Here is a 12,535-nt window from a genome sequence, read left to right as displayed (position 1 = left end):
GACTGTTTCGGCGTCGACAACTTCCCGACTCGCTTGCCTCCCAGGATGAATCCGGACAAGTTACCCGGGTCGCCGGGCGCAAGAATGGGAGCGCGAATTGGCATTCACACGTAGATCTTTCATGAAGGGCCTCGGGGCTACCGGGGGCGCGGGCCTCGCGTACGGCGCGATGTCGACGCTCGGGCTCGCACCGTCGACCGCCGCTCCCGCCCGCGCCTTCCAGCCGCTTGCGGCCGGCGACCTCATCGGCAAGGTGAAGGGCAGCCACTCCGTGGTCGTGCTCGGCGGCGGCCCCGCCGGTCTGTGTTCGGCATTCGAACTGCAGAAGGCCGGATACACGGTGACGGTCCTCGAGGCCCGCACCCGGCCCGGCGGCCGCGTCTGGACCGCCCGGGGCGGCACCGAGGAGACCGACCTGAACGGCGAGACCCAGAAGTGCACGTTCTCGGACGGCCACTTCTACAACGTCGGCGCCACCCGCATCCCGCAGAGCCACATCACACTCGACTACTGCCGCGAACTCGGCGTCGAGATCCAGGGCTTCGGCAACCAGAACGCCAACACGTTCGTGAACTACGCGAGCGACACGTCCCTGTCGGGACAGTCCGTCACCTACCGGGCGGCGAAGGCCGACACGTTCGGTTACATGTCGGAACTGCTGAAGAAGGCCACCGATCAGGGCGCCCTGGACCAGATGCTGACCCGGGAGGACAAGGACGCGCTGTCGGAGTTCCTCAGCGACTTCGGCGACCTGTCCGACGACGGCCGCTACCTCGGATCATCCCGCCGCGGTTACGATTCCGAGCCCGGAGCCGGCCTGAACTTCGGCACCGAGAAGAAGCCGTTCGCGATGCAGGAAGTGATCCGCAGCGGCATCGGCCGCAACTTCAGCTTCGACTTCGGCTACGACCAGGCGATGATGATGTTCACCCCGGTCGGCGGGATGGACCGGATCTACTATGCGTTTCAAGACCGGATCGGCACCGACAACATCGTCTTCGGCGCCGAGGTCACGTCGATGAAGAACGTGTCCGGCGGTGTCACCGTCGAATACACCGCAGGGGGCGCGCGGAAGTCGATCACCGCCGATTACGCGATCTGCACCATCCCGCCGCACCTCGTCGGCCGACTGCAGAACAACCTGCCCGCCAACGTGCTCACCGCGCTGAAGGCGGCGAAACCGTCCTCGTCGGGAAAGCTCGGCATCGAGTACTCGCGCCGGTGGTGGGAGACGGAGGACCGCATCTATGGCGGCGCGTCCAACACCGACAAGGACATCTCGCAGATCATGTTCCCGTACGACCACTACAACTCCGACCGAGGAGTGGTCGTCGCCTACTACAGCAGCGGCAAGCGGCAGGAGGCGTTCGAGTCCCTCACCCACCGCCAGCGGCTCGCCAAGGCGATCGCGGAGGGCTCGGAGATCCACGGCGAGAAGTACACCCGCGACATCTCCTCGTCGTTCTCGGGGAGCTGGCGGCGCACCAAGTACTCCGAGAGTGCCTGGGCCAACTGGGCGGGCAGCGGCGGCTCGCACGGCGGTGCCGCCACACCCGAGTACGAGAAGCTGCTCGAACCCGTCGACAAGATCTATTTCGCCGGCGACCACCTGTCCAACGCCATCGCCTGGCAGCACGGCGCCCTGACGTCCGCCCGCGACGTCGTCACCCACATCCACGAGCGCGTGGCCCAGGAAGCGTGACCCTTTCCCCCCGAACCAGGAGTTGTGCACTGTGAAGTCTTTTCGTACCAAGGCCGTAATTGCCGCGATCGCCGCATCCGCTCTGATCGCTGGAGCGACGTCGTGCTCCTCCGACGAAGCGGCAGCGGAAGCGCCCGGCAGCACGTTCGTCTCCAAGTCCGTTCTCGAAGCTGGGGAGGCGAATCCGATGATCGCGCAGGGTGTCGCGATCGGCGGCGGCACCGCCGTCTACAAGTCGAGTGGCATCGGCCCGGGCGCGTCCAACAAGGCCGCACCCGAGGGCACCCCCGAGTCGTACATCGACACCGACGTGTTCGCCGGTGGCGCACTCCCGGCCGGCGTCACCATCACCGAGGCGCAGGGCATCAACGCGCTGAAGCGGATTCGCGACAATCTCGAGGCGCAGGGCCTCACGCTCGAGGACGTCGTGACCATGCGGGTGTTCCTCGACAACGCCCCCGGCACCGACCGCGCCGACTACGCCGGGTGGAACCGCGCCTACCGGCAGTTCTTCGCGAACACCAACCTCGACACCGGCGACACCGAACTCGTCCCGCTCGGCACCGCCGAACCGGCCGCCCCGATGGAACGGAACTCCGCACGGCCCAGCCGGTTCGCGCTCGAGGTCGCGAGCCTGCCCGCCGCCGGCTGGCTCGTCGAGGTCGAGGTGGACGCCGTGTACCCCGACGGTGAGGAGCCGCAGTAGTGGGGGCGCTGAGCCCGAGCCACTGGGCGATCATCGCGGTGGTGCTCGTGGTGCTGTTCGGGTCGAAGAAGCTCCCGGACGCCGCCCGCGGCCTGGGACGGTCGATGCGGATCCTCAAGACCGAGGTGGGGGAGTTGCAGGCGGACGCCCCCGAACCGGAGAAATAAGCGAAGCGAGCCGGTGGACCCCGCGTCCACCGGCTCGCTCGTTCTCGAGGTGTCAGGCCTTACGCATGTACGTCCGGACCGTCAGCGGTGCCATGATCGCGACGATCACGGCGGCGCCGAGCAGCGACCACACGACGTGCACACCGAAGTGGCCGTCGTTGACGAGTTCCCGCACCGCGGTCACGACGTGCGACACGGGATTGACGTTCACGAACGCCTGCATCCAACCCGGCATCGTGTTCGCAGGCACGAACGCGTTGGACATGAACGTCAGCGGGAACAGGATGAGCATCGAAATGCCCTGCACCGAGGATGCTTTGCTCATGAGGACGCCCATCAGGGCGAAGATCCAGCTGATCGAGAAGGCGCAGACGACGACGAGCGCACCGGCCGACACCACTCCGACGACACCGCCGCCCGGCCGGTATCCCATCGCGATACCGACAGTGAACGTGATGGTCGTGGCGATGCCGTACCGCACGACGTCGGCGAGGAGGGCGCCGGACAGCGGCGCGATGCGGGCGATCGGCAGCGACTTGAAGCGGTCGAAAACGCCCTTGTCCATGTCTTCCCGCAACTGGGTGCCGGTCACGATCGACGTGGTGATCACCGTCTGAACCAGGATGCCGGGGATGATGATCGGCAGATACGACGCCACGTCGCCGGAGATGGCGCCACCGAAGATGTACGTGAACATCAATGTGAAGATGATCGGCTGGACGACGACGTCGAACAGTTGCTCCGGGTTGTGCTTGATCTTGAGCAGTCCCCGATACGCCATGGTCAGCGTGTTGGCGACGGACTGTTCGAGGCTGATCCGGTTCCGGGCCTCCGGAATCGGTTGCGGGCCCGCGTGTGCGCGGGATTCGAGGGTGGTGGTCATGCGACGCTCCGTTCGGTATCGGCGTCGGCGGCAGTGTCTTCTGCGCCGTGGCCGGTGATGGTGAGGAAGACCTCGTCGAGACTCGGCTTCTGGACGGTGATCTCGTCGACGGCGATCCCGTGGTCGCGCAACCGGATCAGGAGTTCCACGGTGAGCGACGGATCGGTCATCGGTGCGGTGAGGCGGCCGATCTCCGGTGTGATCGCCACATCCGCGCCGAGGGTGTGTGCGATCACCGAACGCGCGTCGTCGATCTGTCCGCGATCGGCCAGCGTCAACTGCAGCGACGAGACGCCGACGGACGCCTTCAACTCGTCGGCCGTGCCGTCCGCGATCACCTTCCCGCGGTCGATGACGGCGATCCGATCCGCCAGCTGGTCCGCCTCGTCGAGGTACTGCGTGGTGAGCAGCACCGTCGACCCGTCCGCGACCAGTCGGCGGATGGTGTCCCACATCTGCGCACGCGTCCGGGGGTCCAGGCCCGTCGTCGGCTCGTCGAGGAACAACAGCGGCGGATGGGCGATCAGGCTGGCCGCCAGGTCGAGGCGACGTCGCATGCCGCCGGAGAAATTCTTCAGCGGCTTCGTCGCCGCCTCGGTGAGGTCGAACTCCTCGAGCAGTTCCGTGCACTTGCGTCGTGCGTCGCCCCGGCTCAGTCCGAGCAACCGGGCGAAGATCACCAGATTCTCGACCGCCGACAGGTCCTCGTCGACCGACGCGTACTGGCCCGTGACACCGACCAGCGAGCGCACCGCATTCGGTTCGCGCACCACGTCGTGGCCGAAGATCCGGGCCTCGCCGCCGTCCGGGCGCAACAGCGTCGCAAGCATCCGCACCGTGGTGGTCTTGCCTGCGCCGTTCGGGCCGAGCACTCCGTACACCGACCCGGTCGGCACGGACAGGCTCACGCCGTCGACGGCGCGCTGGCGGCCGAAGAGCTTCACGAGCCCGTCGGCCTCGATGGCTGGGGGAGTTGCAGTGAGGTTCATGCCCTAGACGATGCAGCCCCCCACTTGCAGCGGGCTTGCACGCCTCTTGCACGGGCCCGCGAACGGCCTCTCAGGGCGGATTCACAGGCATTTGCCGGAATCAGCCGCAATTGCGTGCGCATCTGACGCATCGGTGTGCGGCTGTGGAATTCCACAGCCTCTCGGTTATCCACAGGCCGACTGTTTCCCCTGGTCGGAGACGGCGACCGGCGTCGAGCACCGGGCACGATGCTCGATATGAGAGCACAGGACCTGATCTTTCGCCGTCATGCACTGGCCGACGGAATGACCGACCCGGAACTGCGACGCGCCAGGACGACGGGACAACTGGTTTCCGTGGCTGCGGGCGCCTACCTGGACGGCGACCACTCGGCAGCACTGGACCCGGGCGGGATGCACCGCGCACGGGTCGCGGCGGCCGTGGTGGCGCACGGTGGTGGGATAGTGGTCAGCCATGCGTCCGCCGCCGTCCTCCACGGACTCGACGTCGGTGCGGTGAACCTCGACCGGGTGCATCTGAGCCGGGAGCGACGATCGGGCGGGCGACGTACCGCGACGCTGCACATGCATATCGCTCCGCTCGGCCGTGACGACGTCACCGAGATCGACGGCGTTGCGGTGACGTCGCTCGCCCGGACCGTGGCGGACGTCGCGCGTTCGGAACTTCTGGACGAGGCCGTCGTGATCGGCGACTCCGCCCTGCGCCGCGGCGTCGTGTCGATCGACGATGTCCGGGCGGTACTGGACCGTCACGGCCGGCGGAAAGGCATCGGGGCGGCGCGACGCGCGGTGGCACTGTTCGATGGACGCAGCGAGAGTCCGGGCGAGTCGCTCAGCCGACTCAGGATGCGCGAATGCGGGATGCCGGCGCCCGACCTGCAGCACGAAGTGCGCACCGACGGCGGCGCGTTCGTCGGCCGCGTCGACTTCTTCTGGGAGCGCTGGGGAGTAGTCGGCGAGTTCGACGGCATGGGCAAGTACCGATTCGGCTCCGGGCAGGCGGGCGACATCGTGGCAAGGGAGAAGTTGCGGTAGGACGCGATACGGGACACGGGCCTCGAGGTGATCCGGTGGGTATGGGCGGACCTCGGACGGTTCGACGCCGTGAAGACGCGATTCGAGCGCGCGTGTGCCCGCTCCCGGCGCCGGTGAGCCGTCGATTCCCACCGAATTGCCGGAAGCACACGCAATTGCGCGGGAATCCGACGAATCGGTGTGCAACTCCGCGCGCACGGGCGAACCCGCTAGCCGAACCGCGCTTCCAGCGCGCGCCGGTCGACCTTGCCGGGACCGCGGAGGGGGAGGGCGTCGACGAGGTGGAGTTCGCGGGGGGCGGCGGTGGAGTCGAGGGTGCGTTCGACGAAGGTGCGGAGTTCGGCGAGTGTCGGTGCGGTGCCGGGTTCGGCGACGACGACGGCGGCGACGCGGCGTCCCAGTCGTTCGTCGGGGAGTCCGATCACCGCGCATTCCCGGACCGCGGGGTGCGCGACGAGGGCCGCCTCGACCACCTGCGGGACGACGGTGAGACCGCCGGTGGAGATGGCCTCGTCGAGTCGGCCGGAGATGGCGAGGACGCCGTCGGTGACGGTGCCTGCGTCGTCGGTGCGGAACCAGCCGGGCTCCGCGAACGCCGGATGGTCGGGGAGTCCGCGGTACCCGGAGGCCAGCATGGGGCCGCCGAGGAGGACGCGGCCGTCGCCGTCGATTCGCACGCGGGCGCCGTCGAGGGGCACCCCGTCGTACACGCACCCACCGCACGTCTCGCTCATTCCATACGTTCGGACGACGGTGATCCCGGCGTCGACGGCACGTCGCAGGACCGGGGCGGGGGTCGCGGCGCCACCGAGGAGGACGGCGTCGAGCGCGGCCAGCGACGTCACGGCTTCGGGGTGGTCGAGCGCCTTGACCAGCTGGGTCGGGACGAGCGAGGTGTAGCGGCGGGGTCCGGACATCGACTCGACGGCGTCCGGCAGCGCGCCGGGGTCGAAGCCGTCGGACACGTCGATCACCACCGGGTCGGAGCCTGCGAGGACACTGCGCAGCAACACCTGCATGCCCGCGATGTGGTGGGCGGGAAGGGTCAGCAGCCAGGCGCCCGGGCCGCCGAGCCGCGCGTGCGTCGCCTCACCGCTGGCACGGAGGGCAGCCGCGGACAGCATCGCCCCCTTCGGCACGCCCGTCGTCCCGGACGTCGCGACCACGAGTGCGACACCGTCGTCGATCGGGTCCCCGGGCCGCAATGCGTCCGTCAGCCGCCGGGTCTCCCGCTCGTCCGCGGCGGGCACGGGAAGCGCGGCGGGCGCGGTCCCGTCGAGGATCGCCGACAGTTGCGGCAGGATGCCGAGAGCCCCGTCACCAGGTGGGACCGGCAGGACCCGCAATTCGCTCACTGGGCAGGCCCGGCAAGCGGCCAGCGCATCACTGGGCCGGCCCGGCAAGCGGCCAGCGCATCACTGGGCCGGCCCGGCAAGCGGCCAGCCGCCCGCGGCGAGGTTGCTGCGCACCCGGTCGACATCCGATTCCAGCGGCAACTCGTCGGTGACCTTGGTGATGAGCACCTGGATGTCGGTCTTCTCGATGGGCAGGTCGCCCTCCTCGACGAGGGCGTCGGCGACGGCATCCACCTCGTCTTCCGACAGGCGGCGGGTGAGCAGCGCGAACAACGGAATGTAGTCCTGCTCGGGCACGCCGTTCGGGTAGCCGGCACGTAGCCAGCCGATGATGGAGGAGAGAAACGGTGGAAGGCTCATGGCTAGCCTGCGTCGCGGGTTTCTTCCGTGTCGCCGGTGTCGGCGCCGCCCTCGGCGTCGGTACCGACCGGCCAGCCCCCGGCCTCGAGGTTCTCCGTCACCCGGGCAACGTCCTCCTCGGACGGTTCCTCGTGGGTGATCTCGCTGATGAGGCGTCGAATATTGTCGTAGTCGACGTGGCGTTGCGGCGTCTCGTGGGCGGTTTCGATCGACAGCGCGACGACCTGTTCGATTTCCTCGTCGGTGAGACGGCGACGCAGCACGGCCAGCAACGCGAAATGGTCCTTCGCCGGGATTCCCTCGGGGTACCCGGCGCGTAGCCAGTCGAGCACGGAGCTGAGTGAGTTCTTGGGCACGCGTTCGGCCTCTTTCGTCGATGGAACGGGGACTCGTGGTCGCCGCTCAGAAGATGTGGATACCGAAGCTGCTGGCCAGGAAGTCCTTCATCAACAGAAGTATCCCAGTGATGATCGCGATCAGCACCACGGCGAAGCAGGCCCAGGCGCCGATCCGGCCTGCGACGGTCGGCTGCGAGGTGCCCTCGGCGGTGTCCGCGCCGCCGAGCGACCGCAGTCCGAGCGCGAAGATCGCGGGCAGACCGGCGCCGAACAGCAGACCGACGAGGACGACCTGCCAGAGCGAGTGAACGGTGGTGGTCAGCAGTGTCATGGGAGCCCCCTCAGCGGTTCGCGGCGGGACCGGCGGAGTCCGCGGTCTCGGCCACTTCCGGTTCGGTGGGTTCGGCGGGAGCGTGGGCTTCGCCCGACTCCCACTCGGCGTTCACGTTGCCGGACGTCACCGGTTGCAGGCGGGAGCGCAGGTACATGAACCCGGCGAGCAGGATCAGGGCGGCGAACACGACCAGAACGCCTGGCAGACCGCCGATCAGGTGGGCGACGACCCAGCACACCGCGCCGACGATCGCCGCCGACGGCAGCGTGACCAGCCACGCGACGGCCATGCGTCCGGCGATGCCCCAGCGGACCTCGGCGCCCTTGCGTCCGAGTCCGGTGCCGAGGATGGATCCGGTCGCGACGTGGGTGGTGGACAGCGGCAGTCCGAGGTGGCTGGACGTGAGGATGATGGCGGCGGACGAGGACTCCGCGGCCATGCCCTGCGGAGCGGCGATCTCCACGAGTCCCTTGCCGAGGGTGCGGATGATGCGCCAGCCACCGAGGTACGTCCCGAGGGCGATGGCGATCGCGCAACTGAGCTTCACCCAGAACGGCATCTCGTCGTCGGCGGACAGGCTTCCGTGCGCGACCAGTGCGAGGAAGATCACGCCCATCGTCTTCTGGGCGTCGTTGGTTCCGTGGGCCAGCGACACGAGGGAAGCGGAACCGATCTGGCCGATGCGGAACCCGTGCTCCTTGGTGTCCTCCCGGACGCCCGAGGTGATCCGGTAGACCAGCTTGGTGCCCGCGGTGGCGACCAGCGCCGCGACCACGGGGGCGAGAACGGCGGGAACGACGACCTTGCTGAGCACCCCGCCCCACTCGACACCGCTCATGCCGATGGACGCGATGGCCGCACCGATCAGACCGCCGAACAGTGCGTGCGAAGAGCTGGACGGCAGGCCGAGCAGCCACGTCGCGAGATTCCAGATGATGCCGCCGACCAGGCCCGCGAACACGATGAGCAGCAGATCCTCGCCGCCCACTTCTCCCAGGTTCACCACGCCCTTCGCGACTGTCGCCGCAACCTCCACGGACAGGAACGCGCCGACGAGATTCAACGATGCGGAGAGCGCGACAGCGACCTTGGGTCGCAGAGCTCCCGTCGCGATCGAGGTGGCCATTGCATTGCCGGTGTCGTGAAATCCGTTCGTGAAATCGAAAGCGAGGGCGGTGACGACTACCACCAGGAGAACTACGAGCTCTGCGGTCACACCCAGATTGTGCGGATTTCAACTGAAAAAGTACAGCTGACGTCAGGCGCACAGAATCACTCCTGCGTATGGCCTTTCGTCAGTTCTCACTCCTCGGGCGGGTGTCGCGGCGGATGGGGTGATCCTCCGGAACCTGCACCAGCACGATCGGGATGCCGTCGGGGTCCGCGATCCACATCTCGAACAGCCCCCACGGTTCCTGCCGGGCCTCGCGGTCGATCTTCACCCCCGCGAGGACCAGCTCGGTCTGGACCGCGGTGAGGTCACGAACCTGCAGCCAGAGGGCGCCGTCGAAGGACGTCGACTCACCCGTTCCGCCGTGCGCGGCAACCTCGATCAGGCCCTGACCGGCGAAGAACACGGTGCCCCCCGGGTATTCGCGGGCGGTGGCCAGCCCGAGGATGTCGCGGTAGAAGCTCAGCGTCGTCGCGTAGTCGCGCGGCCGCAGAATCGTCCTGCTGCTGAGGATTTCCACCCGTCACCCTCCTTCGCCGGGGCGGGCTTCGTGTCCCGTCCGGCCGTGTGTGCGTCGATCTTCCTTCATCTCTGCCTCGAACAGGTGCCGTCGTCCGTCCGCGAGTTCGTGACGTGCGCCACGTTCGTGCTCGCGCAGCGGCGACCAGTACTGGTCGTCGAACTCCTCGACGATCTGGAATGTCCACCGGCCCTCGACCACGTTTCGGCCGACGAGCTCGGACTGCACCCGGTCCGCGACATCGGTGTGACCCGCGTCCCGCAGTGCGTCGACGGCCTCACCGAGCTGGAGATCGGCGTGGCCGATCAGCTGATGGAACGAGTAGAGGTGGCCGCGGGCGCGTTCGACTGTTTCGAGGGCCTCGGACAACTTCCCGAGCGCGGCGACGGTGTCGTCACTCACTCCGGGCGGGCGGCGATGTTCCGGCGCGGGGAGCTCGCGGTCGATGCTCATGTGGGTCAGTGTGCCCGAATCGGGCACGCCGCGCCCCCACTCCTGCCGACGCGGCGAATCCGGGCGCGTAATTCACCCTCCGAGGGTCTACTCCCACCCGCTCGCCCGGTGCTGGACTGGATTGACGGCTGTGGACGACGAGGGGATTGGGCCATGAGTTCGAGCGTGACAGGGAAGCCGATACCGGGTGGCGAGGCGTTACCGTTCCCGCCGACGCCGTCGGGAAGCATCGCGGGCCGGACCATGCAGGAGTCGGTGTACAGCCCGAGTCCCAAGGAGCGGCGCCTCCACGACGACGCCCCGAACATTCTGATCGTCCTCATCGACGACGCCGGGCCGGGCCTGCCGAGCGGGCTCGGAGGTGAGGTGAACACGCCGACGCTCGACGCGATGCTGCAGGACGGTGTCGGCTACAACCGATTCCATACGACCGCAATGTGTTCGCCGACCCGTGCGTCGCTGCTGACCGGGCGCAACCATCACCGCGTCGGGAACGGGCAGATCGCGGAGCTGGCCAACGACTGGGACGGCTACTCCGGCCACATCCCGCGGTCGAGCGCGACGGGGGCCGAGGTGCTGCGCCAGTACGGCTACAGCACCGCCGCATTCGGGAAATGGCACAACACTCCCGCCGAGGAGACCACCGCAGCAGGTCCGTTCGACAACTGGCCGACCGGTCTCGGGTTCGAGTACTTCTACGGTTTTCTCGCCGGCGAGGCGTCGCAGTACGAACCGAACCTGGTGCGGAACACGACGGTGGTGCTGCCCCCGAAGACCCCGGAGCAGGGCTATCACCTCAGCGAGGATCTCGCGGACGACGCGATCGCCTGGCTGCGCAGGCACAAGGCGTTCGAGGCGGACAAGCCGTTCTTCATGTACTGGGCCAGTGGCTGCCTGCACGGACCGCACCACATCATGAAGCCGTGGGCCGACAAGTACGCCGGGAAGTTCGACGACGGCTGGGACGCGTACCGGGAGCGGGTCTTCACCAGGGCGAAGGAGAAGGGCTGGATTCCCCCCGAGGCGGAGCTGACCGACCGCGACCCGACCATGGCGGCGTGGGACGACATCCCCGAGGACGAGAAACCGTTCCAGCGCCGGCTGATGGAGGTGGCCGCCGGGTACGCCGAGCACTGTGACGTCCAGGTGGGCAGGCTGTTCGACGAACTGGACCGCCTGGGGTACCGGGACGACACCCTGGTCCTGTACATATGGGGCGACAACGGCTCGTCCGGTGAGGGCCAGAACGGCACGATCAGCGAACTGTTGGCGCAGAACGGCATTCCGACCACCCCGGCGCAGCACATCGCTGCGCTCGAGGAGCTCGGTGGCCTCGACGTCCTGGGATCGCCGAAGACCGACAACATGTATCACGCGGGCTGGGCGTGGGCGGGCAGCGCACCGTACAAGGGGATGAAACTGCTGGCCTCCCATCTCGGTGGCACCCGCAACCCGATGGTCGCCCGGTGGCCGGCGAAGGTGACACCGGACCCGGCACCCCGCACGCATTTCCTGCACTGCAACGATGTGATGCCGACGCTGTTCGACATCGTCGGGATCACTCCGCCGCGGACGGTGAACGGTGTTCCGCAGGACCCGATCGACGGCGCCGACTTCGCGCAGACGCTCGTCGACCGCGATGCCTCCGGCGGGAAGCTCACCCAGTACTTCGAGATCATGGGCAGCCGGGCGATCTACCACGACGGCTGGATGGCATCCGCGTTCGGGCCGCGCGCACCCTGGGCGGCGGGTATGCCGGGCGGCATCCGCGACTGGAGTCCGGACGACGACGTGTGGGAGCTCTACAACCTGGACGAGGACTGGACCCAGAACCGGGATCTCGCCGAGCAGCATCCGGAGAAGTTGGCGCAACTGCGGGAACTGTTCGCGATCGAGGCAGCGAAGAACAATGCGCTCCCCGTCGGTGGCGGGCTGTGGGTGGTCGCACTGCATCCCGAGCAGCGGATCACGACGCCGTACACGAGCTGGGAGTTCTCCGGCGACACGATCCGCATGCCCGAGTTCTGCGCTCCCGGTCTGGGCAACAAGAACAACCGGGTCACCCTCGACCTCACCGCGCCGGAGAGCCCGAGCGGAGTGCTGTACGCACTGGGAAGCAACGCGGGCGGGCTGACGTGCTTCGTCGACGACGGCTACCTCTGTTACGAATACAACCTGTTCATCCTGATGCGGACGAAGATTCGTTCGACCGTGCCGCTCCCGCCGGGCACGCGAAAGGTGGAGGTGGTCACGGAATTCGTGGAGGCGAGGCCCGGTGGCCCGCTGAACGTGAAGCTCTGCGTCGACGGCAGTGTCGTCGGGGAGGGGCAGGTGCCGGTGAGTGTGCCGTTGCTGTTCACAGCCAACGACTGCCTCGACGTCGGCACCTGCCTCGGTTCCCCGGTGTCGCTGGACTACTACGACCGGGCGCCGTTCCCGTTCAACGGCACGATCGACCGCATGTCGGTCGAGTACACGTAGATGCGGGTCACGTCAGAAATTAGATGCGGGTCGCGTCAGAA

Annotated in this window: 14 protein-coding genes; 5 read left to right on the top strand and 9 right to left on the bottom strand. The window is 67.9% G+C overall.

The genetic code is table 11. The annotated features are described in order from the left end of the window. Positions 1-121: 121 nt before the first annotated feature. Genes P3H15_RS28995 through tatA form a run of 3 tightly spaced genes read left to right on the top strand, consistent with a single transcriptional unit; the run spans position 122 to position 2,575 of the window. On the top strand, positions 122-1,702 hold the full coding sequence (locus P3H15_RS28995) for an FAD-dependent oxidoreductase (RefSeq protein ID WP_276140381.1): 1,581 nt from the start codon (positions 122-124) through the stop codon (positions 1,700-1,702). Between the two features lie 31 nt (positions 1,703-1,733). Then, the gene (locus P3H15_RS28990) at positions 1,734-2,408 is read left to right on the top strand and encodes a Rid family hydrolase (RefSeq protein ID WP_276140380.1); all 675 of its coding nucleotides are present in this window, start codon (positions 1,734-1,736) and stop codon (positions 2,406-2,408) included. Beyond that, positions 2,408-2,575 carry a Sec-independent protein translocase subunit TatA gene (tatA, locus tag P3H15_RS28985; protein ID WP_012688899.1) on the top strand — a complete coding sequence of 56 codons (168 nt, stop codon included), beginning with the start codon at positions 2,408-2,410 and terminating at the stop codon, positions 2,573-2,575. The genes P3H15_RS28990 and tatA overlap by 1 nt, the downstream gene beginning before the upstream one ends. A 52-nt stretch (positions 2,576-2,627) precedes the next feature. Here the strand turns inward: tatA and P3H15_RS28980 are convergent, their stop codons facing one another. Both P3H15_RS28980 and P3H15_RS28975 read right to left on the bottom strand, forming a co-directional pair. After that, positions 2,628-3,458: an ABC transporter permease gene (locus tag P3H15_RS28980; protein WP_276140378.1), complete on the bottom strand. Its 831-nt coding sequence runs from the start codon at positions 3,456-3,458 to the stop codon at positions 2,628-2,630. Next, a complete protein-coding gene (locus P3H15_RS28975) occupies positions 3,455-4,447 on the bottom strand; it encodes an ATP-binding cassette domain-containing protein (RefSeq protein ID WP_276140377.1) in 993 nt (330 codons plus the stop codon). The genes P3H15_RS28980 and P3H15_RS28975 overlap by 4 nt, the downstream gene beginning before the upstream one ends. Positions 4,448-4,684: 237 nt before the next feature. On the opposite strand from P3H15_RS28975, the gene P3H15_RS28970 reads away from it, so the two are divergent. Then, complete coding sequence (locus P3H15_RS28970; RefSeq protein WP_346348808.1) at positions 4,685-5,482, top strand: hypothetical protein; 798 nt, start codon at positions 4,685-4,687, stop codon at positions 5,480-5,482. Positions 5,483-5,691: 209 nt separating this feature from the next. Here the strand turns inward: P3H15_RS28970 and menE are convergent, their stop codons facing one another. From menE to P3H15_RS28935, 7 genes are all read right to left on the bottom strand, one after another. Beyond that, complete coding sequence (menE, locus tag P3H15_RS28965; RefSeq protein WP_276140376.1) at positions 5,692-6,837, bottom strand: o-succinylbenzoate--CoA ligase; 1,146 nt, start codon at positions 6,835-6,837, stop codon at positions 5,692-5,694. Positions 6,838-6,897: 60 nt separating this feature from the next. Next, the gene (locus P3H15_RS28960; protein ID WP_005252058.1) at positions 6,898-7,197 is read right to left on the bottom strand and encodes a DUF3349 domain-containing protein; all 300 of its coding nucleotides are present in this window, start codon (positions 7,195-7,197) and stop codon (positions 6,898-6,900) included. 2 nt (positions 7,198-7,199) lie between these two features. After that, positions 7,200-7,553, bottom strand: coding sequence for a DUF3349 domain-containing protein (locus tag P3H15_RS28955; RefSeq protein WP_276140375.1), 354 nt, complete (start codon positions 7,551-7,553; stop codon positions 7,200-7,202). Between the two features lie 46 nt (positions 7,554-7,599). Then, the gene (locus P3H15_RS28950) at positions 7,600-7,866 is read right to left on the bottom strand and encodes a hypothetical protein (RefSeq protein WP_276140374.1); all 267 of its coding nucleotides are present in this window, start codon (positions 7,864-7,866) and stop codon (positions 7,600-7,602) included. Positions 7,867-7,876: 10 nt separating this feature from the next. Further along, a complete protein-coding gene (locus P3H15_RS28945; RefSeq protein WP_276140373.1) occupies positions 7,877-9,085 on the bottom strand; it encodes an inorganic phosphate transporter in 1,209 nt (402 codons plus the stop codon). A gap of 79 nt (positions 9,086-9,164) precedes the next feature. Further along, positions 9,165-9,560: a VOC family protein gene (locus P3H15_RS28940; RefSeq protein ID WP_276140372.1), complete on the bottom strand. Its 396-nt coding sequence runs from the start codon at positions 9,558-9,560 to the stop codon at positions 9,165-9,167. Between the two features lie 3 nt (positions 9,561-9,563). Beyond that, positions 9,564-10,013 carry a hypothetical protein gene (locus tag P3H15_RS28935; protein WP_072940431.1) on the bottom strand — a complete coding sequence of 150 codons (450 nt, stop codon included), beginning with the start codon at positions 10,011-10,013 and terminating at the stop codon, positions 9,564-9,566. Between the two features lie 153 nt (positions 10,014-10,166). On the opposite strand from P3H15_RS28935, the gene P3H15_RS28930 reads away from it, so the two are divergent. Next, entirely contained in the window at positions 10,167-12,494 is a 2,328-nt protein-coding gene (locus P3H15_RS28930; RefSeq protein ID WP_276140371.1) for an arylsulfatase, read from the top strand. Positions 12,495-12,535: the final 41 nt, after the last annotated feature.

It is taken from the genome of Rhodococcus sp. T2V, from assembly GCF_029269925.1.
GTDB classification, from domain to species: Bacteria; Actinomycetota; Actinomycetes; order Mycobacteriales; family Mycobacteriaceae; genus Rhodococcus_F; species Rhodococcus_F koreensis.
Note: the sequence above shows the minus strand (reverse complement) of the source record. Positions and strands in the feature narration are given on the sequence as shown.